The following is a 22,915-nucleotide window of genomic DNA, read 5'->3' on the forward strand; positions in this document are numbered from 1 at the left end:
CAGAGTGATCGCGCAGGATTTCTGGGCTGCCGTCGGCAACACCCCGCTGATCCGCCTCCGCCGTGCCTCCGAGGAGACGGGCTGCGAGATCCTCGGCAAGGCCGAGTTCATGAACCCCGGCGGGTCCGTGAAGGACCGCGCCGCCATCGGCATCCTCGGCGACGCCGTGGCGCGAGGCGTCCTCACGCCCTGGCAGCCCGGAACTGTCGTCGAAGGCACCGCGGGCAACACAGGCATCGGCCTGGCGCTCGCCGCGAACGCGCGGGGCTGGCGCAGCATCATCGTCGTGCCGGAAACGCAGAGCCGCGAGAAACTCGACTACCTCCGCATGATCGGCGCCGACCTCCGTCTGGTGAAGCCCGCCCCGCTCTCGTCCCCCGACCACTACACCAACTTCTCCCGGCGCATCGCCGAGGAGGAATCGGCGAAAGGTCCGACGATCTGGGCCGACCAGTTCGGCAACCCAGCCAACCGCGCGGTCCACGAAGCCACCACCGGCCCCGAGATCTGGAACCAGACGAACGGCCGCGTGGACGCCTTCACCTGCGCCTGCGGCACCGGCGGCACGCTCGCCGGCGTCGCCGCCGCGCTGAAGGCCCGCAGTCCGAAGGTCCGGATCGTCCTCGCCGACCCGCACGGCAGTGGCATGTACGCCTGGGCGACGACCGGCGAAGTGAAGGCCGAGGGCAATTCCATCACCGAAGGCATCGGCCAGGCCTCGAAGGTCCCGGCCAACCTCGAACCCGCGCGCCCGCACATCGACGACGCCGTCCGCGTCTCGGACGAGGACGCGCTGAAATACGTCTTCGAACTCCTGTCCGAGGAAGGCATCAGCGTCGGCGGCTCCGCCGGCATCAACGTCGCTGCCGCGGTCGCCGTCGCGAAGCGACTCGGCCCCGGCCACACCGTCGTGACGATCCTTTGCGACGGTGGAGCCCGCTACCAGTCGAAGCTCTTCAACCCCGACTTCCTGCGGGAGAAAGGCCTGCCGGTTCCGAGTTGGATCAGGACTTGAAGGTTACCGTCTCGGCCGCAGCAGATCGGCTGTCACCCGCGCGAGAACGCGTTCGCGCTTTCCGAAGCCTGCCTGCGTCACGAAGAGGCGGCCTTGTTGCATCAGCCTCGCGGGTGGTCCTGGATGGGCAAGGCAGTGACCAAGGGCGGATGCCCGAAGGCTCTCGACCAGGCGAGGAACTGGCGAGAATACGACCGAGGGCTGGTCGTGCGCGGTGACCTGACCGCAAGGCTATCGCGCCATCTGGCCTGGCATGCATCGGCAGGTGCGGGCCGACGTGGCCGTCCCGGGGTTTTCGTGGACGCGGCGATCCAGGCGGCGCCGACGCGGAGAGTTGCTCTACCAGCCGCCGCTGCGAGACGCACAGGGCATGGCGGGGAGCCTCATCCGGCTGGCGGGTCTCGACGAGCCGGCGCCGCTCTACCGCGCGCTCCCACGGCAGCAGAGGAGCCTCACGATCACGGTTCCCTGCCGCGGCCGGGGTGGGCATTTGCACCGTGTCATCGACCGCAAGCGGCTGAAGGTGCTGGGTGAGGGCAAGTGGAAGGTGAGCAAACACGCGGCCGCGGGGCGCCGGGTCTGGCGCAAGCTCCACCTGATAATCGACGCAGAGGGCAACGACAGGCCGATCTGGTCGTGCCCCCGGCGACGGAGCGGCAAGCGGTGGAGTAGGCGAACCGCCGCAGCGTCCGGGCGGGACGAGACGCTACGCGCCTTGGGGCACCCCGGCCGCCTGCCGTGGAAGCGATGGAGCGGGGACCATCGCCGCAGCCACGCCGGGCGACCGAACAGCGCTACCACGTCCACTTGCCTCCCATCGGCAGCCGCACCGTCGCCGGTCAGCCGAAAGACGCATGGGCGTCCCGTCGATCCGGTCGCGCAGCATCCCCGCGTGACCGCTCGGGGGGGGCGCGGGGGTTGAGTGCCGTGCCGCCGTCCGCCTCGCCGGAGGGGCCGCCCGTGGAGGACGGCCCCGTCCGCGTCAGGCGAGTTCCGCCCTGAGCTGACGTGCCGCGGCGACGAGGTTCTCGACGGCGGGACGGACCTCTCCCCACCCCCGCGTCTTGCAGCCGCAATCGGGGTTGAGCCAGAGCCGCCGCAGCGGGATCCGTTCGGTCGCCTGCCGGGCAAGCCGGACCATCTCGTCGACCGACGGCACACGGGGCGCATGGATGTCCCACACGCCAGGCCCGATCTCGTTCGGGTAGTCGAAGACCTCGAAGGCACGCAGCAGCCCCATCCCGCTCCGCGCCGTCTCGATCGAGATCGCGTCGGCATCCATCGCCGCGATCGCGCCGATCACGTCCCCGAACTCCGCGTAGCACATGTGGGTGTGGATCGCCGTGTCGTCGCGCACGGGGGAGGTCGCGAGCCGGAAGCAGGCGACGGCCCAGCGGAGATAGTCGTCACGATCGGCGGCGCGGAGCGGCAGGCCCTCCCGGAAGGCGGGCTCGTCCACCTGGATGATCGCGATGCCCGCCGCCTCGAGGTCCTGCACCTCGTCGCGGAGGGCGAGCGCGATCTGGCGGCACGTGGTCTCGCGCGGCTGGTCGTCGCGGACGAAGGACCACTGCAGCATCGTCACCGGCCCGGTGAGCATTCCCTTCATCGGGCGCGGGGTGAGCGACCCGGCATAGGCCGCCATCTCCACGGTCATCGGCGCCGGGCGCGTGACGTCGGCCCAGACGATCGGCGGTGCGACGCAGCGGGAGCCGTAGGACTGCACCCAGCCCCCCTTCGTGAAGGCGAAGCCGGACAGGCGTTCGCCGAAGTACTTCACCATGTCGTTGCGCTCGAACTCGCCGTGCACCGGCACGTCCACGCCGACCGCGTCCTGCCACGCGACCGCCTCGGCCGTCAGGCGCCGGATCTCCGCGTCGTAGGCGGCGCCGGTCAGCGCGCCGCGGGCGAGCCCGGCGCGCAGGCGCCGCACCTCCGCCGTCTGGGGGAGGGAACCGATGGTCGTCACCGGCAGGGCCGGGAGGTTCAAGCGGGCCTGCTGCGCGGTGGCGCGGACGGGGTAGGGGGATCGGCGCTGCTCCATGTCCGGCGTCACCGCCGCGAGCCGGGCGGCGACGGCGGGGTCGCGCAGCCGGGCATCCGCTGCGACCTCCCGCCGCACGGCATCGCTCTCGGCGAGCGCCGCACCCACGGCGCCCTCGCCCTCGTCGAGCGCGCGCGCGAGCGTCCGCACCTCCGCGAGCTTCTCCCGCGCGAAGGCGAGGCGTTGCCGCAGGGCGGGATCCAGCGCCGTCTCGCCCGCGAGGGAGAGCGGGATGTGGAGGAGCGAGCAGGACGGGGCGACCATCAGCCGCCGCTCTCGCCCCGGCGCCGCGCGTTGCAGCGTCTTGAGCGCCGCGCGGAGATCCGTCCGCCAGACGTTGCGGCCGTCCACGAGCCCGAGCGAGAGCCAGCGCCCGGTCGGCCAGGCCTCCAGCGCGGCGTCGAGGCCGTCCGGCGCGCGGACGAGGTCGAGATGCAGGCCCGCGACGGGGAGCGAGGCGATGAGCCCGAGGTTCTCCCGAAGACCACCGAAATAGGTCGCAAGCAGGATCTGCAAACCCGGCGCCGCCGTCGCCAGCGCGTCGAAGGCGACGCCATAGGCTTCCCCCGCGCGCGACGACAGTTCCGTGACGAGGCAGGGCTCGTCCACCTGAGCCCATGTCGCGCCGGCCTCGGCCAGGCCGCGCAGCGCCTCGGCGTAGGCCGGCAGGAGCCGCGGCAGGAGGTCGAGCGGATCACCGCCGTCCCCCCGCTTCGAGAGGAGGAGGAGCGACACCGGGCCGAGGAGCACGGGGCGCGTCCGGCAGCCCTCCGCCAGCCCCTCGCGGGCCGCTGCGGCCCATCGGTTCTCGAGGAGGCGCGGTTTCGTCGCGTCGGACAGCCGGGGGACGAGGTAGTGATAGTTCGTGTCGAACCACTTCGTCATCTCGAGCGCGGGGGCGTCCGGGGCGACGCCCGCCGCGTGCTCGATCTCCGATCCGCGGGCCCCGCGCGCGAGCGCGAAGAGCGTGGTGAGCGAGGCAGGCCCCTCGCCGGACCAGCCATAGCCGTCCGGGATCAGTCCGAAGGCGAGCGCCGTCTCCAGGACATGGTCGTAGAGGGCGAAGTCGCCCGAGGGAACGTGACCGATCCCCAGGCCCGCCTGGGTCGCCCGCGCTCCCGCGCGGAGTGCGGCAGCGGTAGTGAGGAGGTCGGCCTCCGCCGTATCCCCCGCCCAATGGGCCTCGAGGGCGGTCTTGAGTTCGCGGCGCGGCCCGATGCGGGGCCAGCCGAGGTTCGCGGCGATCGTCATCGCACGGATCTCCTACGCCCGGTGCACCCAGCCCGGCCGTTCGGGGTGGCGCGCCCCTGCCTCGGGCAGGGTGCACGGCGTCGGCAGGTCTCCTGGCTTGCGGGTGCCGGGCGTTGCCGCCCCTCGTCGCCGGCCCTCCCTTCCCGCGCGGCTGGCCGCGCAGTGGGCCGCCCCCCGGACGGGGGACGGACGAGCCGGCGGCTTCCCGCCGACAGTTGCTGGGGCAGCCGCCGACTAGGGGTGGACCGGACAATCCCCGGCCCGCCCCGCACGGCGTTCCCTCTTCGCCCGCTCGCGCGGGACCAACGCATCATAAGGATATATTTATATCTTGTGTGGGAGCAAGATGTGTCTTCCGACGGTACGCGCCGCAGGCGCGGCCACGCCCTGCTGCGACCTTCCCGCGCGGGACGACCCTGCCGGAGACGTGCGGCAGGTCGCCCTGCGCTGAACGCGCGCCGGAACGGCCTTACTGGTGTCTGCGCGATGGCCGCCTTCGCGGTGCTGGGGCCGGGGCTGCCGAACCTCATGCTCGCGATCGGCGGAACATGGCCCCGCGGTCGCGCAGCGGGTGCGGGCAGGAGGACGTCACGGCCGCGCTGACCTGCGACGCGCCCCCGAACCGGATCCTGCTGCGGCCCGTGCTCGCGAACGCCTTTCCGTCGCGTTGGAAGCGGCGGGGCGCCTGTCGCGATCGCGATGCCGACGGAGGCGGGACCCGCTCTCCTGAAGTCTCTCCAAGCCGAACCCTGGGCCTGCGCCAGGATGATGGGGCATGGGCGCGAGGCATGTGTCGCACGGGCGGATCGACACGCCGACCTTCTTCTCCATCTTGCACCGGTCCAGCGGCTTCCTGCCCGGTTCGGACGGGCATCGGCCTGCCCCGGTGCGGCGGCCCTTCATCGCGGGGGAGGAGCGGCTGATCATCGCGGAGCCGCCCATCCACCACCTCGACGTCGCGCTGGCTCCTGCGACCGCTGACGCTCCTCGCGGCTACTTCCGGCGCCGAATGCGCCGACGCGTCGGGGCCGACCGAGGAGTTCCGCGTTCCGCCTTGGGTCGCCAACACCCGGCAGGGCCGCCTTCGGCCACGCCCGGACTTGCGGTTTCACACCCGGTGTCGTCGTCATGGGGGCGATCGAAGGCCGACAGCTTCGGGGACCTGCCGCGACGCGGGCGCGCAAGACCGCCAATCCCTGCTCAAACCTGTTTCTGCTTAACCAAGACTCCGCTTGAGAGGGCGACGGGGCATACGCTCTCCGCGCGCCCGGGTCGCAAGGAACCCCGGACCGCCGCGTCTGGCGCCGCCGCGCGCCGCGTTGCAGAAGGCGCGCGGCAGTGAAGGGGAAGGCACGGACAGTGCAGAACGGCTCCGGCGCGGTTCGGCTCGGCATCGTCGGCTTCGGGATCATGGGGGAGCGCTTGCTGCGCGCGGCGCTGGACCACGACCCCGGCGTGCTACGCCCCGCCGCGGTGTGGGACCCCTCGCCCGCGACGGCCGCGCGGCTCGCTGACGTGACAGGCGTGGTGCCCATGCTTGGCTCGGCCGAAGCGGTGATCGGGGCCTGCGACTGCCTCTACGTTGCCGCACCGCCGGCGGCCCATCTCCCGCTCGCTCGCGCCGCCCTCGACGCCGGCCGCGCCGTGTTCCTGGAAAAGCCGCTGTCGCACGACACGCGGGCGGCCCGGGACTTCGTCGCGTGGGCGGAAGCCAAGGGCGCGCGGGCCGCGGTGAACTTCCCGATGGCCTCCTCCCTTGCCGTCGAGCAGCTCCGCGCGTGGCGCGACGGCGGAGTGCCGGGCGAGGAGGCTACGCTCGACATCGAAGTCGGCTTCGCGGCGTGGCCGCGCGGCTGGCAGCGCGATGCCGCGGCGTGGCTGTCCCGCCGCACCGAGGGCGGCTTCACGCGGGAGGTCGTGTCGCACTTCCTCTTCCTGACCCGCCGCCTGCTCGGCCCGATCCGGCTGGAGGAGGCCCGGGCGGAATACCCCGCCGGAGAGGGCGCGGAGACGGCGATCATCGCGCGGCTGACCGCCGGCCCGCTGCCTGTCACGCTTCAGGGCCGGGTCGGAGGAACGGATCGGGATGATACCAACGCCTGGACCCTCTCCGGCACGGCGGGCGCGATCCGCCTGCGGGACTGGTCGGTGGCCGAGCGACGCGAGGGCGGCAGTTGGAAACCTGCGCCGGACGCGCTGCCGAACGAGCGCATGCGGCCGCTCGTTCTCCGCCGCCAGCTCGACAAGGTCGCGGCCATGACTCGCGGTGCGCCGCAGGACCTCGCGACGCTGCGCGAGGCGCTGGAGGTGCAGGAGGTGGTCGAGGCCATCCTCGCCGGCAACTCCTTCTGATACTCCGCTTCCGACGCAGACCTGTCAGGGTTCAATGGAAGCCCAACCTCGGCTACCCAGTCTTCCTGGCGGGTCGGGGATATGGGCGGAACAGGTCCTGCGAATCTCAGTGTTTCGGCGCAGGGCCTAGTAGAAGACCGCGACCGTGCTGTCGCTGATCCGCGCCGGCCCGAGCGGCACCAGCGGCAACATGCGCCCATAGGCGTAGGACAGCGTGACGGTCACGCGCGTCACCCCGCCCGTCGTCGTGCAGCCGGACAGGGTGGCGGAAAGCTGCTGGGCAATGATGGCAGGTGCGCCGAACGTCGCCGGGGCGAGCGAGCCCGACAGGCCGGCGCAGGGCGCGTTGCCCGCGACCATGTTCGCCGACCCGCGGATCACCGCAAGCCTAGCGGCGTCCGCCGTGGCGGTCCGGACGGAGCCGAGTGTCAGGAAATAGCGGCCCGCTTCCACGATCCCAGAGAGCAGTAGCAGCAGCCCGGTCAGCATCAGCGCGAACTCCGCCGTGACGGTGCCGTGCCGGCCGACCCGCATGCGGCTGCGCCTCGGGTCAGCGGACCTGGACGACAGCATTGCCGGAGGCTTCGCCAAAGCGGCGGAACAGCAGCGGCGAGAGGGTCTGCCGCGCGCTGAGCGTGAGGAAGCGTCGCTCACCCGACGGGCAGGCCGCCCCGCAAGTGGCGCCGGCGCCCGCGCATTCGCAGGCCAGGGCGGGCGTGGAGACCTGCGCCGTCGAGAGGCCGGGCGCCGCCGTGACGATGGCATCGCGGATGGCGTCGGTGTCGCCAGGGCCCGCCAGTGCCCGCTGCGCGCCGATCCGGACAGCCGCTTCGAGCCGCATCGAGGCCGCGGCAGCCGTCGCCACGTCGTGCGCCGCCGCCATGAGAATCAGTAGCACGGGCGCTACGACGGCGAACTCCATCGCACCAACGCCGCGTTGGTCCGAGAAACGCATCGGCCTACTCCACCAGTCGGACCGTGCGGATGCGGGGGTACGGCGTGAACCCCGCGCATCCCGAGACGTCCACCATCGTGTCGGAGGACCCGGAGAGCGAGAGCCGGTAGCCGATGATGGCGAAGCAGGTCGATCCCATCGCACTGTTCCCGTTCACGACGACGTCGGAGGTCGGGAGGTACACGCCGCCGATGATGTCCATCGTCGAGCCACCGTTCAACTGAACCTCCTTCTGCGGCCCGTTGTTCGTGGCGCGCGCGTCCCGGTACAGGACGAGGCCGGCCGCCTCGGGATGGCCGGGGATGAGCGAACTGGCCGGGCCCCTGAGCGTCCCGGTGCTCTGCGCGTTGATCCGGATCGTGCCAACGCGGTCGGGGTCGCCGGTCAGGACCATCGTCACGCCATTGCCGTCGATCCGCCCCTGCACAGTCAGGTCCGCGTTCCGCAGGTAGTAGATGCCGGGTTGCAGCGTGAGGGTCTCGTTCGGGCCGACCGTCAGCGACGAGCAGATGGACTGACCGGGAGAGAGCGTGAGACGCCGGCTTTGGAAGCTCAGGTTGGCGCAGCCCGACGGCGGCGACGGCGTCCAGGAACGGAGCGACGCGAAGGGATCGGTGATCGGAACGGGACGGCTGCCGATCGTTGTCGGCCGCTGCGTCCGCGTGTCGTCGGTCCAGACATCGCCGCTCGCGCAGCCAGAGCAGGTCCCGGTCGTCGTCAGCATCGCCGCGCGCACCCGGGCGCTACCGACCACGCTGATCCCGCCCGGCGCGGCCGCGTTGCTCGCCAGGGCGCAACGCCGCGCGTTGACCGTGCTGTTGCCGCCGAGCTCGAGGCCCCCGCCGAGGGCAAGGAGGCACACCTCCTCATCCGTCGTCGCGGTGGCGACGGCGCGGCTCCGGATCGTCGGCGCGCCTGCCATGATGACGGCCGCAAGCGACTTCGCCTGGGGCTGCGAGACCAGGACTTCCACCGCCCCCGCGACGGACGCGTAGGTGCCCGACCGGGGCGGTGCATTCACGACGACGCTCGTGCCACCACCCTGGGCGAAGCCGTTCCGCGCGGCCACGGAGGCGCCGCTGGCGACGGGGTCGCGTCCTGCTTCCCACGCCGCGGATCCGGCAAGCGCCGCGAGGTCGGCCGCCGTCGTGGCGTTGCGCCGGGCGAGGTACCAGCGGACCGCGTCGACCGCGAGGGCAGTCGAGCCGACGAGAACCGTGAGGGCGACGGCCACCGCGGCAGAGGTACTGCCCCGGCGGCCGAACCGCAGGGCCGCCGGGCGCGCCGGCAGGGCGGGGCGCGTCGGTGCGGGTCCGGGGCGGATGGCGCGGCTCACGACATGGTCCTTGCGGAACCACTACGGAGAAAACGGCACGCCATTGTAGTGGGCAAAATGTCAGGGAATGTCTGGCTGATCGTCAGGACGTGCGGACAGTCCAGCACGAAACTCGGCATGCGTTCGCGACGCGATGGGCCTAATCAAAAAGCGTCGCACTGCTCGAAGCAGGCGACGGAGCGGCGATCACGCGACGGGGTAAGGGCGATGCAACGCAGCGTGATCAGCCCGGGCATCAATCGTGACGCGGCAGCCGCTCCATGTGTCCACGTCCTTGGGGAAGATCGGACAATGGTACTCCTGAAGCAGATCAAGACCATCGTCGGCGCCGCGGTCCACGACCGTCGCGGTGTCACGGCCGCCGAGTACGCCGTTCTGGCGGCCGGCATCGTCGTCGCCGTCGGCGGCCTTGCTGCCGTGCTGAAGCCGAAGCTGGAGGGCGCAATCAACGCGCTGACCCTGACCGGCACCGCCGGCTGACTGCCACGGCCCATTGCCCGGCTACCCGGCCGCGGGCCCCGATCGCCGATGCAGGGCCGGCACGTCGCCGGCCCTCGTCGCCCCCCCCGCAGCGGAGGAGTTCCTTGGTCGACGCACCGGAAGGCCTGGTCCTGCTGCTGCTCTCCTACGCTGCGTGGCGCGACGTCGCGACGCGCCTGATCCCCGACTGGATCAGCGTTGCCATCCTCTGCTGCGCCGTCCTCCTGCAGACCCCGCGGGGCTGGGAGCAGGCCCTGCTCTCGGCGTCCGCATCGCTCGCCATCTTCGCTGCCCTTGCCGTGCTGTGCGTTCGCGGCGCGCTTGGCGGCGGTGACGTGAAGCTGGCGGCCGCCGTCACCGCCGCACTGCCGATCGAAGTCGTCTGGGACTTCCTCCTCGCAACTGCCATCTCGGGCGGCCTGATCGGGCTGGCCTACCTCGCGCTGCGCGAACGTGTCGCGGTCCCCGCACCAGCTGGTGGCCTGCTCGGCCGCGTCGCAGGGATCGAGGCCCGCCGCATGCGGCGCGGCGGACCTCTTCCGTACGCGCTCGCGATCGCGGCCGGCGGGGCGCTCGCCATCCTGACGAAGGGCTGAGCCATGTACCTTCGTATCCTCATCCTGCTCTCGCTCCTCGCCAGCGCCATCGGCATCGGCGCGGTCGGGCTTCAACTTTTCGCCGCGAACGAGCCGCGCCGTGCCGAGCCGGTCGCCGCCGCCGAGCCGCCGGCCGCGCCGCCCCCCGCACGCCGCCGCGTCCTCGTCGCCGCACGGGCGCTCCCGGTAGGGACCCTCCTGAAGGACGAGGACCTCGTCGTCCGCGAGGTTTCACCCGACCTCGTGCCCCTCGACGCGGTCCTCGAGGACGGTCGCGCCGACCTGCGCGGCGCACTCCTCCGGCGCTACGTCGATCCCGGCGCATCGCTAACGAGGGGCGACGTGCTGCGCCCGCGCGACCGCGGTTTTCTCGCGGCCGTGCTGCGGGCCGACCGGCGCGCGATCTCGATCGGCGTGGACGCAGTCACCGGGACGGCCGGACTCATCTGGCCGGGCGACCAGGTCGACGTGATCCTGACGCAGGAGTTGAACGCCTCCGACGCGCCGCTGTCCCGCCGCGTGGTGGGCGAGACCGTGCTCGCCGACGCCCGCGTGATTGCCGTGGACCAGTCCTTCACACAGGGCGCGACAGGCACGGACGCGGTCAACCGCATCGCGCGGACCGTCACCCTGGAGGTCACGGCCGAGCAGGCGGAGCGGGTGGCGGTGGCCAGCCGCCTCGGGCGCCTCTCGATCACGGTGCGGTCCATGGAGGTCCTGGTCGCGGCGCAGGCGCCGGATGCGGTCGCGGCGGGGCCGGTCTTCGGTGCGGACGTGTCCCAGGCCCTCGCCAATTCCAGCGTGTCGCAGGGTGCCCGGATGCGCGTCATCCAGGGTGAGGAGAACAGGGAGGTGGTGTTCCGATGAACGCTCGACTTGGCCAGGCGCTCGCCTTGGCCAGCGCCGTGCTGCCGCTCGGCGCGGCCCTCGCGCAGCCCGCCCTGCCGCCGGTTCCAGCCGGGCCGCGCGCGCCCTTCCCCGAGCTGCAGCGCGTAGCCGTCCCGGCGTCAGCCCCCCAGGTCGCGGTGATCCCGGCGCCGGTGGCGCTGGAGGCGGGCACGGGCCGCCTCGTCAACCTGCCCCGCCCCGCCCTCACGGTCCTGGCGGCCGACCCGCGCGTGGCGCGGGTGCAGCCGGCCTCCCCGACAAGCCTCTTCCTCATGGCCGTCGCCGCGGGACGCACGACGGTGGTGGCGACCGCCGAGGACGGGACCCCGGTCGCGCAGTACGACGTGACGGTCTCGCCGAGCGCCCTCGCGGCGGCCGCGAGCAATGCGGGTGCCGCGTCCCCCGCGACCCCGCCGGCCGCGCCGCCCTCCGCCGCCGCCGTGGAGAGCATGATCCGCCGCATGGTGCGGGGCGCCGAGGGCGTCACCGTTGCCGCTGCGGGCCGCAACGGCTTCGTCCTGTCCGGCAACGTCCCGAGTGCGGCGGATGCGCAGCGCGCCGAGGCGATCGCCCGGGCCGCGGCGGGCGAGGGAAGCGTCATCAACAACCTTGGCCTCCTCTCTTCCATCCAGGTCAACCTGCGCGTTCGGGTCGCGGAGGTCTCGCGAACCGTGTCGCGGGAACTCGGCTTCAACTGGCGCGCCCTCGCCTCGGATGGCAGCAGCTTCGTGCTGGGGCTGCAGACCGCGGGCGTCTCAAGCGCGGCGACCGCGCTGACGCAGGGGCTTTCGGGGCAGACCGCGGGCGGCGTCATCGCCGGCGCACTCCGGTCATCGCGCTTCGACATCAACGGCGTGATCGACGCGCTCGCCTCCGATCAGCTCATCAGCATCCTCGCGGAGCCGAACCTCACGGCGCAGTCCGGCGAGGTGGCGAGCTTCCTCGCCGGCGGCGAGTTCCCCGTTCCCGTCGCCGCGAACAACAGCAGCAATTCCATTACCATCGAGTTCAAGCAGTTCGGCGTGTCGCTCGCCTTCGTCCCGACGGTGATGGGGCCCGAGCGGCTGAACCTCCGGGTCCGCCCGGAGGTAAGCGAATTGTCGGACAACGGCTCGATCTCCGTCCCCCTCGGCTCCGGGGTGGTCCGCATCCCCGCCTTGCGGGTCCGCCGGGCCGAGACGAGCGTCGAACTCGGCAGCGGCCAGAGCTTCGCCATCGCCGGCCTGCTGCAACGCAACACGCAGGGCACGAACAACGGCGTCAACGGCCTCGCCGACCTCCCGGTCCTCGGCGCGCTGTTCCGGTCCGATCGCTTCCGGCGCGACGAGACCGAACTGGTCATCATCATCACGCCCTACCTCGTGCGCCCCGCCGACAACCCGCGCGAACTCGCGGCCCCGACGGACGGGCTTCGCCCCGCTTCGGACCTCGACCGGATCCTGAACCGACGGCAGGTGGCGCGCGGCGTCGCGGCGCAGCCGATCCGGGCGCGCCTCGATGCCGGCTTCATCCTGGACTGACGCCATGCGCTGGCTCCTGCTCCTGCCGCTGCTCGGCGCCTGCACGGACGACTTTTCGCGCCCGGGGACATGGCAGGCCACCGGGATCAACGACGTGAACCTGCGGGCCATGCTGGCGAACCCGGGTGACCTTCAGCACGGGGCCGTCCTGCCGGGCGGCAACGGGACCACGGGCGCCGCCGCGGTGACGCGCCTGAACCAGGACCGGCTGCGACCGCTGCCGGCAGTCTCCGGTCGCGGCGGCAACACGGCCACGCCGCCGCCGGGGGCGCCCGATGCACGTTGATCCCCGGCTGATCGAGGCCGAGGCCGGTGTGACACGGGTCGCGGCGCCCCCGGGTGGTCCGCGGGCCGCCTTCCTCGCCTTCGTCCAGGACGATGAGAGCGAGGTGGCCCTCCGCGGCGGGCTGCTCGACCTCGGCGCGGGAATGGAACTGCGCCGCGGCAATGCACGGGACGCGGCGCGCGCGCTGGAGCACGAGGCGACGCCGAGGATCCTGCTCGTTGACATCGCGGGCATCGGCGACCCGCTGGCCGCCCTCGACTCCCTGGCACGCGTCTGCACGCCGGATGTCCGGGTCCTCGTCATCGGCGAGTCGCTCGACCTCGGGCTCTATCGCCGCCTCATCCACGAGGCCGGGGTGACGGAATACCTCTACAAGCCGCTGCGGCAGGACGCGGTCGCGCGCTTCCTCGCGCCGCACGTGATTGGCGACGCGAAGTCTGCCGGCGAGGCGCGGGGGGACGAGTCATCGCCGTCACCGGTGCGCGGGGGGCGTCGGCACGACGACGGTCGCCATCAACCTCGCACTGCAGCTGGCCGAGGCCGGCCGCGCGCATGTCGGCATCCTCGACCTGCACCTCCGCGGCGGCACGGCCGGCGTGATGCTCGGCGTCCGGTGCGGCAGCGGGCTCCGCGTGGCGCTGGAGGACCCGCAACGGGTGGACGCGCTTTTCCTCGAGCGCTCGTCCGTGTCCGTCACCGATCGCGTCACCCTCGTCGGTGCGGAGGAGCCGATGGACGCCGATCCGCGGCCCACCGAGCTCGGCGTCAAGCGCATCCTTTCGATGCTGACGGCGCGCTTCAACTACGTCGTGGTCGATGTGCCGCACCCGCCGGGCCTCGCGGAGCGGATCGTGCTGGAGGCTGCGCAGCAGCGGCTGGTCGTGCTCGGCCCGGACCTCGTCAGCGTGCGCGACACCCTCTCCCTGCGTCGCGCCCTCGCGACCATCGGGAGCGGGGACGTCGCGACCGTACTCAATCGCGTCGGCCTGCCTGGCGGCATCAAGCCCAGGCTGCTGGAGGAGGGGCTCGGAAGCGCGCCGGACTTCGTCATTCCCGACCTGCCCCGCCACCTGCCCCGGGCCGCGCATCTCGGCCGACCTGCGGTGCGGGACAGCGCGGCACTCCGGCGCTCGCTCGTGCCGCTGCTCGAACGGGCCGGGGCATCCCGTCCGGCCGCGGGTCGATCCCTCCTCGGGCGGCTCCTCGGTCGCAAGCCGTGATGCGGACCTTTGGCCGACGCTCCGTGGAAGCCGAAGCGGGCGTCACCGCGCGTCCCGAGGCGCCGACACCTGTTGCCGCGCTCCGGGCCGGTCCCTCGGCCGACGCGGTGGAGCGGCTCCGCCATCGCGTCATCGAGCGCGTGGACCCTGTGGTCGCCGGCGACCTCGGCGGCGCGGCGCTGCGCGCGCAACTCGCGGAGTTGGTCCACGAGGTGGCGGACCGCGAACGGGTCGAGATCTCCGCGAGGGAGGAGGAACAGATCGCCGAGGAACTCGCCCACGACATGGTCGGGTTCGGACCGCTCGAACCACTGCTGGCCGACGATTCCATCAGCGACATCATGGTCAACGGTCCCGACCGCGTCTTCGTCGAGGTCCGCGGCAGGGTTCACCTGACGGAGGTGCGATTCCGCAGCGCCGCCCAGCTCAACGCGGTGGCCCAGAAGATGGCGGCCGTCGTCGGGCGCCGCGTGGATGAGTCGAGCCCCCTCGTGGACTGCCGCCTGCCGGACGGCAGCCGCGTCAACGTGGTCTTCCCGCCGCTTGCGATCGACGGCGCCTCCATTTCCATTCGCAAGTTCGCGAAGCGGAAGGCCGACCTGCAGGAGCTTGCGGCGGGCGGGAGCATGTCTCCCGCCGCCGCGCGGGTTCTCGAGATCGCGGCCCGCTGCCGGCTGAACATCGTGATCTCCGGCGGCACGGGATCGGGCAAGACGACGATGATGAATGCGCTGTCCCGCATGATCGACGCGGGCGAGCGGATCGTCACGATCGAGGACGCGGCGGAGCTTCAGCTGCAGCAGCCGCACGTCGTTCGGCTGGAGACGCGCCCGCCGAACCTCGAAGGAAGGGGCGAGATCAACCAGCGCGACCTCGTGAAGAACGCCCTGCGCATGCGGCCGGACCGCATCATCGTGGGTGAGGTCCGCGGTGCGGAGGCCTTCGACATGCTGCAGGCAATGAACACCGGCCATGACGGGTCCTACTGCACCGTCCACGCCAACACGACGCGGGACGCGCTCATCCGCATCGAGAACATGGTCCAGATGGGCCAGACCAGCCTGCCGAGCCGCGCCATCCGCACCCAGATCGCGAGCGCGGTGGACCTGATCGTCCAGGTGCAGCGGATGCGCGATGGCGGCCGCCGCGTCACCCAGATCTCGGAGGTCTGCGGCCTCGAGGGCGAGGTCATCACGATGAACGAGGTCTTCACCTTCGAGATGGAAGGGGAGGGACCGAACGGCCGCATCCAGGGCCGCTGGGTCAGCCCGGCCATGCGGCCCGGCTTCTTCGAGCGGCTTGAGTATTTCGGCCTCGGCGAGGCATGGATGCGCGCGGTGCGGGACGCCTGACCGGTGCGGCACCCGCAGCTCCTCCTGCTGGCCGGCATCTGCCTCCTCGGCGTCGTGACGAGCATCGTCGCCCTCGTGGAGGTACGGCGCGCCCGCAAGCTCCGCGACCGCGTCCTCGCCGTTCGCGGCGGGCCGGTCGCGCCGGGCCGGGCAGCCCTGCCGAGCATCCGGGTGGCGGAGGCGCGCCGGGCCGGATGGCAGACGCGCCTGTTTCAGCTGATCCGCTTCGTCCCGGACCTGCCGCAGGCGCACGTCATTCCCTGGCCGGTGGTGGCCCTCATCGCCGCGGCCGGCGGCCTCGTTTCCGGCACCCGTGCGGCGACCTGGGCCGATCCGCTCCTCGCGCCGCTGTTCGGCTGCTGTTCCTGCGTAATGATCGCCCGAGGGCTCTTCGGCTGGCAGATCCGGCGGTACCAGGATGCGATCTTCATCCAGATCCCGGATGCCCTGGGGCTGATGGTGCGCGCGATCCGTGCCGGCCTGCCCCTCGCCGAAGCCTTGCGCGGCATCGGGCGGGAGGGGCCCTCGCCACTTCGCGAGGAGTTCGCCAGGGTGGTCGGCGACATGGCGATCGGGCGCCCGGTGGACGTCGCGATCATGCGTCTGCACGAGCGGACCGGCCTGACGGAGTTCTCCTTCCTCGCCGTGACGCTCGGCCTGCAGTCCCAGACCGGCGGCTCGCTTTCGGAAACGCTCGACACGCTCGCCGAAATGGTCCGGAAGCGGGTGGCGATGGGCAAGCGGGTGAAAGCCCTCTCGGCAGAGGCCAAGGTCCAGGCCGGCCTCCTCGTCGTGCTCCCCTTCGTGGCGGGGGCGGCCATGTCGATGTTCCAGCCCTATTACGTCGATACGTTCCTGCATGACCCGACAGGGCAGCAGCTCGGCCTCGCCGGCCTTGGCCTCATGGGCTTCGGCCTGGTCGTCATCCGGCGCCTCATCCGGCAGGCGCGCTCCGACTGATGCTGCCGGGGAACTGGACCCTCGCGATCGGGGCGGCGATGGTGGCAACGGGCCTCGCCACGGGGGCGGCCGCCCTCCTGGCCAAGCTGGCCGAGGAGCGGGACCTCGCGGCCCGGCTGCGGAGCGCGACGCGCACAGGCGACGCCCTTCCGGAAACCGTGCGGACGCCGTGGCGGCTCGGCCTGCTCCGTCCGCTCATCCGCCTCGGGGAGACCCTTCGCGACAGCACCTTCGTCTCGGAAAAGGAGCTCGCCGAGTTCCAGCGCGCCGTCGCAGCGGCCGGGCTGGACGCGCGCCAGGCCGTACCGGTCCTCCTCGGCGCGAAGGTCCTTCTCGTCGTCACGCTGCCGCTTCTCGGCTTCCTGTCCTCCTGGCCGCTCGAGCTCGAGGGAACCGAGACGGGGCTTGCCGTCTTCGGAGGTGTCGTCGCGGCCGTCTTCGCGCCGAACCTCGTCGTCCGATGGCTGCGCCGCCCCTTTACCGAACGGCTGCGCCGCGGGCTGCCCGACGCGCTCGACCTTCTCGTCGTCGCGGCCGAAGCCGGGCTCGCCCTTGAGTCCGGCCTGGAGCGCGTCGCGCGGGAAATGGAGGGATCGAACCGCGCCATCGCCCTGGAGCTGAACGTCCTGGTTCAGGAGATGCGCATCGCAACGGACCGGCGCGTCGCGCTGGAACGTTTCGGCCAGCGGACGGGGCTCGAAGGCTTCCGTCGCCTCGGCGCGACCCTGTCGCAGACGCTGCGGTACGGGACGCCCCTGGCCCAGGCGCTGCGCGTCCTCGCGGCGGAGATGCGGGATGAGCGCATGCTGAAGCTGGAGGAGAAGGCGGTCCGGCTGCCGTCCCTCCTCATCATGCCGCTGATCCTTTTCATCCTGCCGGCCTTGTTCATCGCGTTGGTCGGACCTAGCGTCCTGCATATGTCGAGGTCCTTCGGTGGATGAGGCGGCTCGCAAGACCGGCCCTTCCGGTTCTGGTTTGCGTTGGCCTGCTGACCGCCTGCGGCACCCGGCAGGACGCCGCCGAGGGTCCGCGCGACCCTGATGCGGCCTCCCGGCTGCGGGTGGCCGCCGCCGCGGAGGCCACGGGACAGTCCGATATCGCCCTGTCGCTCTACGCGGCGGCTGCCAGCGCTGAGCCGGCGAATCCGGAGGCGCAGGCACGCTTCACCCGCGCGCTCATGCGCGCAGGCAACCTCGCCGAGGCGGAAGCCGTGCTCGACCGGGCGCGGCGCCGCGCTCCCGACAACGCCACGCTGTTGGAACTGCTCGGACGCCTGCGTCTCCGCGCCGGGGCGCCGGAAGCCGCCCTCGCACCGTTCGACCAAGTCCTCGCGGCATCCCCGAGCCATGCCGGAGCGCTTGACGGCCGGGGCGTCGCCCTGGACATGCTGGGCCGCCACGCGGAGGCGCAGGACAGCTACCGCGCCGCGCTCGCCGCATCCCCGGCTGCCATCGCACCCGCGAACAACCTCGGCCTGTCCCTCCTGCTGTCAGGCCGGGCCGAGGAGGCGCGGGCCATCCTCATGCCCCTGTCCCGCCGACCCGGCGCGCCGCCGCGGGTCGCGACGAACCTCCTGCTGGCCCGCGCGGCGGCAGGGGAGACGGAGGCGCAGCGGCAGCTGCTCGGAGACGGGGCGACGCGCGCCGAGCTCGAGCTCCTGCTCCGCGAACTGGGTGCCCGGGGCCTCGCCACGGGTGACGCCGCCCCCTGAACGTCGCTAAGGCGCCAGGGAAGGCTCATGCGCACGGCTTCATCGCGTGCGCATCGGACGGTCCGGCCTTCCCTGCGGGCGGGCCTCGAAGCGGTCCTTCGGATCGGCTCGCTCGTCATCGCAACACGGACAGGGCAAGGTTGCGGGATGACGGTTCGCGACGCGCGGCGATTGCAAGGTGACCCGGACGAATCACGGCGTCTCGCCCAAGCGCGTCCCCATGATCGCATCGGGTCACGGATGCCCGGGCGGCCCGTGAGGCCTATCCCCCATCGCGTCCCATACCCGCCAGGGCGCGCCTGCCGACCTGCCGGGTACCGGGCGGGACAGGGCGCGCGCGCGCGCGTCTGCCGTTTCACTCCATCCCTGGCCAGCTTGTGACCCAGCCCACGACATCCCGGCGAGAGATCCTCCTCAACGCCTTCACGATGAACACCGTCGGGCACGTCTCGCCCGGCCTCTGGACGCATCCGCGCGACCGGTCGCCGGAATACCGGACGCTCCGCTACTGGACAGATCTCGCGCGGCTCTGCGAGCGCGGGCTGTTCGACGGCATCTTCATCGCCGACGTGCTCGGCCTCTACGACGTCCACCGCGGCGGGCCGGAAACCGCGCTCCGCCTCGCGACGCAGGTGCCGATCAACGACCCCGCGGTGCTCGTCCCCGCGATGGCCGCGGTCACGCGGGACCTCGGCTTCGGCATCACGACGAACCTGTCCTGGGAAGCACCCTACCTCCTCGCGCGCCGCCTCTCGACGCTCGATCACCTGACGGAGGGGCGCGTCGGCTGGAACATCGTCACCGGCTACCTCGACAGCGCGGCGCGCGCGATGGGGGCACCGCGACTGCGCGAGCACGACGCGCGCTACGACCTCGCCGAGGAGTACATGGCGGTCGTGTACGCACTCTGGGAGGCGAGCTGGGAGGACGACGCCGTCCTGCGCGACCGCGGACGCGGGATTTTCGCCGACCCAGCGCGCGTGCACCGGATCCGTCACAAGGGCACGCATTTCGACGTGGACGCGATCCACCTCTGCGAACCCTCGCCGCAGCGCACGCCCGTGCTCTACCAGGCCGGCACATCCAGCGCCGGCCGGGCCTTCGCCGGCCGCCACGCCGAATGCGTCTTCGTCCGGGCCGACGCCGGCCGTCATCGGCCCGCGGGTCCGGGCACTGCGCGAGGCCGCGGTGGCCGCGGGGCGGGCGCCCGACGATCTCCTCGTCTTCTCGGCGCTGACGGCCATCGTCGCGCCGACGCAGGCGGAGGCGGAGGACCGCTACGCCGAATACCGGCGACATGGCAGCACGGAGGGCGCGCTCGCCCTCATGTCCGGCTGGACCGGGCTCGACTTCGGTGCGCTCGACCCTGATGCCGCCGTGGAACATGTCGACACCGATGCCATGCGCACCGCCCTCGACACCATCACGCGGGCCGACCCCACCCGCCGCTGGACGGTGCGGGAGGTTGCGGACTTCACGACCCTCGGCGGCATCGGCCCGGTCCTCGTCGGCGATGCGGCGCGAGTCGCCGACGGCGTGGAGGCCTGGGTCGCGGCGACCGGCGTGGACGGGCTGAACCTCTCCTCCGTCGTCATGCCGGAGACCTTCGCCGGGATCGTCGATCACCTCGTCCCCGAACTTCAGCGGCGCAGGCGCTACAAGGCGGGCTATGCGCCGGGGACGCTGCGGCGGAAGCTCTTCGGGCAGGACCGCCTTGCGCCGCCCCACCCCGCCGCCCGGGCGCGGAACGCGCGCGCTTAGGGCGCGGCTGTCCCACGAGGCCTGGATTGCCTCGCTGAAGTGCTGCACGGAGGTGGAGCGTTCGTCGAGGCGCGACGGGATCGTCCGACCCGCCGCGACGGTGAGGGCGATGCGCCGGTTATCGGTGATTAGCCCGCCAGCGATGCGCCGTTCCGCCGGATGTGAGTCAGCCGCGCGAACTCAGCATCGACCGGCGGACAGCCGTAGCGGGCGAGACGACGCGATAGCTCCCCGATGCGCGGCCCCCCGGGACCGGCGTGTCATGCATCCGCCCTCACCAGCCTGCTCGATCACCGGAAGCCTGGTGTCGTCCCCAACTTCCCCGCCTTCTCCGCCCCGCGATAGAGGATCGCCAACTGCCGATCCAGAACCTCCGCGTGGTGCGCCATCTCCGCCGCGCCCATCTCCTCCCTTGGCGCCCGCTCGTGCTCGAAATGCCCGTACCGGTCCGTGCCGCGCACGAGCGTTGCGGAATCCTTCTCCCCGCTCAACTGCCGCACATGCGTCGGCACGTAGCGCACCGCGAACCCCACCCGCGGCCACGCCGCCCGGTTCCGCTCGCTGCCGTGGAAGATCAGCACGTGGTGCAGCGACATCTCGCCGGGCTGCAGCACGACGTCCACGGCATCCGCATCCCGCACCTCCACCGCGATCTCCTGCCCGCGAGAGAGCATGTTCGTCTCCGCGAAGGTGTCGGTATGCGGTACCTGCGACAGGTGCGTCCCCGGCACCACGCGCATGCACCCGCTCTCCGGCACACTCGGCGTCAGGGCGATCCAGGCGGTCACCACGTCCTGCGACGACAGCCCCCAATAGGTCCCGTCCTGGTGCCACGATACGAAGGCCGGATCGCCGGCGGGCTTGGCGAAGAACTGCGCGCCCCAGCAGAACAGGTCGGGCCCCAGCACGTCCTCCACCGCATCCAGCACGCGCGGATGCCGGATCAGGTCGGCCACCCACGGAAGGATCAGGTGCGGCTTCTGGTTCAGCCGCCCGGCGATCGGCTCGCCGACCCGCGCCTCGGTCGCCGCCATGGCGGCCCGCGCCCCCGCGACCTCGCCCTCGGATAGCGCCCGCAGCGGGCTCAGGTAGCCCCGTTCCCGGTAGGCGGAGACCTCCGCCTCCGTCAGTGCCGTGCCCATCGCATCCCCCAGCGGTTTTCACAAATGAAAGCCGTTTTCAAACCTGATAGCCTTCACCCCGCCATGTCAACCGAAACCCCCTACGCCGCCCCCGCGCTGGAAAAAGGCCTCGACATCCTCGAAGCCCTCGCCGCCTCCGCCCCCGGCCTCACCCAGAACGAACTCGCCCAGGCGCTGGACCGCAGCGTCGGCGAGATCTTCCGCATGGTCGAAGTCCTTCGCCGCCGCGGCTGGGTAATCCGCGACCCCGACACGGGCCGCCACACCCTCTCGACCCGCCTGTTCGAACTGGCACACCGCCACCCGCCCACGCGACGCCTGCTCGACGCCGCCGTGCCCGAACTGGGCCGACTCGCGGACGTGCTGGGCCAGTCGGCGCACCTCTCCATCCGCACCGGCGACCGCCTGCTCGTCCTCGCCGTCGCCGAGGGCTTCGCCGACATGGGCTTCTCCGTCCGCCTCGGCAGCACCTACCCCTTCGCGCCGGACCGCAGCAGCGCCCTCGTCATCGCCGCCTTCGGCGACGAGGAAGCGCGCGTATTGCTCCTCGACGGCGCGAAACCCCGCGCCGGAGCCGCCCTGACGCGAACCCTCGATGCGATCCGCACCGAAGCCGGCCTCGCCGCGGCCAGCGCCACCATCGCCGGCGTCACCGATCTCTGCTGCCCCGTCCTGAACGCGGAAGGCGTGGCTGTCGCGGCGCTCGTGGTTCCCTTCCTCGAACGCCGCGGGGCGCGGCGCCGGAAGCCGCACGCCCGGCAGCCGCCGCCGCCGCCAGCCGCATCACCGCCGCGATCGGCGGCCGCCTGCTGACCTGACGGACCCCGGCGGGCTACACCCGGACCGCGTATCCGCCCGGGCACACCCATGATCACGGCACGGGCCGCGCCCGTCGTCGCCTCAGGGCTCCGTGACGGGACGTGATACGTCGCCGTCGAAGGCCACGGTGTTCCCTCGCCACACCGTCCGCCCCGTCGTCCACCCTGCCGCCCAGACCAGCGGCACCATCGCGTCCCGCACCACCATCGCCGGGAGCGACGCCAGCGTCAGCGGCCACCCCTTCGCCCGCGCCAACCAGAACTCCGGCCCGTACCACAGCACCGCCACCGCCAACGCACCGGCCAGCGGATGCGGCGCGGCGAGCATCCCCAGCAGCATCGGCACCGCCGCCCCGATGAACAGTTCCGGCGCGAAGAACAGCGGGAAGGTTACGCGCCGCAGCCGCGCCCAGCGCACCTGGCGGTCCCAGACCTGCCGCAGCGTCCGGCCCCCGAGAGGCTGCTCGAAGGGTGAAGCCACGAGGTGCACGTGCCGCCCCGCCGCACGAACGAGTTTGGTGGCCGCCGCATCCTCCGCGATCTCCGCCCCAAGCGCCCGGATCCCGCCATGCGCGTTCAGGAACGACCGCTGCCACAGCATGCTCTTTCCCTGCGCGAAGCCCAGCCCCATCGCCTCGCCCGCATACTGCCACCGCGCCTGCAGCGTGTTCAGGAACGCGCACTCGACCTCCGCCGGAAACCCGACGGCCCGCGATCCAAGGGGCGTCGAACAGATCAGCCCTGTATCCGCCCGCCATGCCGACAGCAGATGCTCGAGGTAATCCGGCGCCATCAGCACGTTGGAATCCGCCAGCACGACCCATTCGTGCCGCGCGGCCTCCCACCCCTTGACGCAGTTGTTGAGTTTCGGGTTCCCGCTGATCCGGTCATCCCCGACCAGCAGCCTCGCCTCGACGCCCGGGTTCTCCGCGATGAGCCGCCGGACCAGCGGGATGACCGGATCATCCTCGCGCTGCACGCAGAACAGGATCTCGTAATCCGGGTGTTCCAGCCGGAACGCGCTGCCGAGTGTCTCCTCCGAGAATTCTTCGACGCCGCAGACCGGCCGCACGATCGACACGGGTTCCCGGTGCAGCACCGGCAGCCGCACGCGCCGCCGCAGCCGCCACCCCGCCAGCGCCAGGCTGCCGAGATTGGCCGCGGCGAGCAGGCCAAGCACCACACCGGCCGAGGCCGCGACGCTCACGTCCGATCAGCCCTGCCAGGA

At 72.1% G+C, this 22,915-nt stretch carries 20 protein-coding genes, 1 pseudogene and 1 riboswitch; of the genes and pseudogenes, 15 read left to right on the plus strand and 6 right to left on the minus strand.

What is annotated here, in order from left to right:
* Positions 1-4 precede the first annotated feature (4 nt).
* Both ACE7GA_RS17375 and ACE7GA_RS17380 read left to right on the plus strand, forming a co-directional pair.
* Positions 5-1,015: a cysteine synthase A gene (locus ACE7GA_RS17375; RefSeq protein ID WP_376089113.1), complete on the plus strand. Its 1,011-nt coding sequence runs from the start codon at positions 5-7 to the stop codon at positions 1,013-1,015.
* Between the two features lie 253 nt (positions 1,016-1,268).
* Entirely contained in the window at positions 1,269-1,937 is a 669-nt protein-coding gene (locus ACE7GA_RS17380; RefSeq protein ID WP_376089116.1) for a transposase, read from the plus strand.
* 60 nt (positions 1,938-1,997) lie between these two features.
* Here the strand turns inward: ACE7GA_RS17380 and metE are convergent, their stop codons facing one another.
* Positions 1,998-4,310: a 5-methyltetrahydropteroyltriglutamate--homocysteine S-methyltransferase gene (metE, locus tag ACE7GA_RS17385; protein WP_376089119.1), complete on the minus strand. Its 2,313-nt coding sequence runs from the start codon at positions 4,308-4,310 to the stop codon at positions 1,998-2,000.
* A gap of 64 nt (positions 4,311-4,374) precedes the next feature.
* A riboswitch (cobalamin riboswitch) is annotated at positions 4,375-4,632 on the minus strand.
* 1,037 nt (positions 4,633-5,669) lie between these two features.
* Here metE and ACE7GA_RS17390 point away from each other — a divergent pair.
* Positions 5,670-6,662, plus strand: a complete 993-nt coding sequence (locus tag ACE7GA_RS17390; protein ID WP_376089122.1) for a Gfo/Idh/MocA family protein — start codon at positions 5,670-5,672, stop codon at positions 6,660-6,662.
* A 126-nt stretch (positions 6,663-6,788) separates the two neighbouring features.
* On the opposite strand, the gene ACE7GA_RS17395 is transcribed toward ACE7GA_RS17390, so the two are convergent.
* From ACE7GA_RS17395 to ACE7GA_RS17405, 3 genes are read right to left on the minus strand one after another with little or no spacing between them, the layout of a single operon-like run.
* Positions 6,789-7,196 (minus strand): TadE/TadG family type IV pilus assembly protein, encoded by a 408-nt coding sequence (locus tag ACE7GA_RS17395; RefSeq protein ID WP_376089125.1) that lies wholly within the window; start codon positions 7,194-7,196, stop codon positions 6,789-6,791.
* A gap of 16 nt (positions 7,197-7,212) precedes the next feature.
* Positions 7,213-7,617, minus strand: coding sequence for a TadE/TadG family type IV pilus assembly protein (locus ACE7GA_RS17400; protein ID WP_376089128.1), 405 nt, complete (start codon positions 7,615-7,617; stop codon positions 7,213-7,215).
* A gap of 4 nt (positions 7,618-7,621) precedes the next feature.
* A complete protein-coding gene (locus ACE7GA_RS17405; RefSeq protein ID WP_376089131.1) occupies positions 7,622-8,953 on the minus strand; it encodes a pilus assembly protein TadG-related protein in 1,332 nt (443 codons plus the stop codon).
* A 291-nt stretch (positions 8,954-9,244) separates the two neighbouring features.
* Here ACE7GA_RS17405 and ACE7GA_RS17410 point away from each other — a divergent pair, with 291 nt between their 5' ends.
* The 11 genes and pseudogenes from ACE7GA_RS17410 (at position 9,245) to ACE7GA_RS17460 (ending at position 19,727) form a co-directional block, all read left to right on the plus strand.
* Positions 9,245-9,433, plus strand: a complete 189-nt coding sequence (locus tag ACE7GA_RS17410; protein ID WP_376089134.1) for a Flp family type IVb pilin — start codon at positions 9,245-9,247, stop codon at positions 9,431-9,433.
* 104 nt (positions 9,434-9,537) lie between these two features.
* The gene (locus ACE7GA_RS17415; RefSeq protein WP_376089137.1) at positions 9,538-10,029 is read left to right on the plus strand and encodes a prepilin peptidase; all 492 of its coding nucleotides are present in this window, start codon (positions 9,538-9,540) and stop codon (positions 10,027-10,029) included.
* A 3-nt stretch (positions 10,030-10,032) separates the two neighbouring features.
* Positions 10,033-10,896: a Flp pilus assembly protein CpaB gene (gene cpaB, locus ACE7GA_RS17420; RefSeq protein WP_376089140.1), complete on the plus strand. Its 864-nt coding sequence runs from the start codon at positions 10,033-10,035 to the stop codon at positions 10,894-10,896.
* A complete protein-coding gene (locus ACE7GA_RS17425) occupies positions 10,893-12,437 on the plus strand; it encodes a type II and III secretion system protein family protein (protein WP_376089143.1) in 1,545 nt (514 codons plus the stop codon). Before cpaB ends, ACE7GA_RS17425 begins: the two co-directional genes overlap by 4 nt.
* A 4-nt stretch (positions 12,438-12,441) precedes the next feature.
* A complete protein-coding gene (locus ACE7GA_RS17430; protein ID WP_376089146.1) occupies positions 12,442-12,723 on the plus strand; it encodes a hypothetical protein in 282 nt (93 codons plus the stop codon).
* 422 nt (positions 12,724-13,145) lie between these two features.
* Positions 13,146-13,943 (plus strand): CpaE family protein, encoded by a 798-nt coding sequence (locus tag ACE7GA_RS17435; protein ID WP_376089149.1) that lies wholly within the window; start codon positions 13,146-13,148, stop codon positions 13,941-13,943.
* Between the two features lie 23 nt (positions 13,944-13,966).
* Positions 13,967-15,295 carry a CpaF family protein gene (locus tag ACE7GA_RS17440; protein WP_376089152.1) on the plus strand — a complete coding sequence of 443 codons (1,329 nt, stop codon included), beginning with the start codon at positions 13,967-13,969 and terminating at the stop codon, positions 15,293-15,295.
* 3 nt (positions 15,296-15,298) lie between these two features.
* Entirely contained in the window at positions 15,299-16,255 is a 957-nt protein-coding gene (locus ACE7GA_RS17445) for a type II secretion system F family protein (protein ID WP_376089155.1), read from the plus strand.
* Positions 16,255-17,196 (plus strand): type II secretion system F family protein, encoded by a 942-nt coding sequence (locus ACE7GA_RS17450; RefSeq protein WP_376089158.1) that lies wholly within the window; start codon positions 16,255-16,257, stop codon positions 17,194-17,196. Before ACE7GA_RS17445 ends, ACE7GA_RS17450 begins: the two co-directional genes overlap by 1 nt.
* Positions 17,193-17,966, plus strand: coding sequence for a tetratricopeptide repeat protein (locus tag ACE7GA_RS17455; protein ID WP_376089161.1), 774 nt, complete (start codon positions 17,193-17,195; stop codon positions 17,964-17,966). The genes ACE7GA_RS17450 and ACE7GA_RS17455 overlap by 4 nt, the downstream gene beginning before the upstream one ends.
* A 428-nt stretch (positions 17,967-18,394) precedes the next feature.
* Positions 18,395-19,727 (plus strand): annotated as a pseudogene (locus ACE7GA_RS17460) (LLM class flavin-dependent oxidoreductase).
* 290 nt (positions 19,728-20,017) lie between these two features.
* On the opposite strand, the gene ACE7GA_RS17465 reads toward ACE7GA_RS17460, so the two are convergent.
* Positions 20,018-20,869: a phytanoyl-CoA dioxygenase family protein gene (locus ACE7GA_RS17465; RefSeq protein ID WP_376089164.1), complete on the minus strand. Its 852-nt coding sequence runs from the start codon at positions 20,867-20,869 to the stop codon at positions 20,018-20,020.
* Between the two features lie 63 nt (positions 20,870-20,932).
* On the opposite strand from ACE7GA_RS17465, the gene ACE7GA_RS17470 reads away from it, so the two are divergent.
* Entirely contained in the window at positions 20,933-21,682 is a 750-nt protein-coding gene (locus ACE7GA_RS17470) for an IclR family transcriptional regulator (protein ID WP_376089167.1), read from the plus strand.
* Positions 21,683-21,769: 87 nt separating this feature from the next.
* Here ACE7GA_RS17470 and ACE7GA_RS17475 read toward each other — a convergent pair whose 3' ends face one another.
* Positions 21,770-22,894, minus strand: coding sequence for a ceramide glucosyltransferase (locus ACE7GA_RS17475; protein ID WP_376089170.1), 1,125 nt, complete (start codon positions 22,892-22,894; stop codon positions 21,770-21,772).
* Between the last annotated feature and the right edge of the window lie 21 nt (positions 22,895-22,915).

It is taken from the genome of Roseomonas sp. CCTCC AB2023176, assembly GCF_042259275.1.
Taxonomy (GTDB): domain Bacteria; phylum Pseudomonadota; class Alphaproteobacteria; order Acetobacterales; family Acetobacteraceae; genus Roseomonas.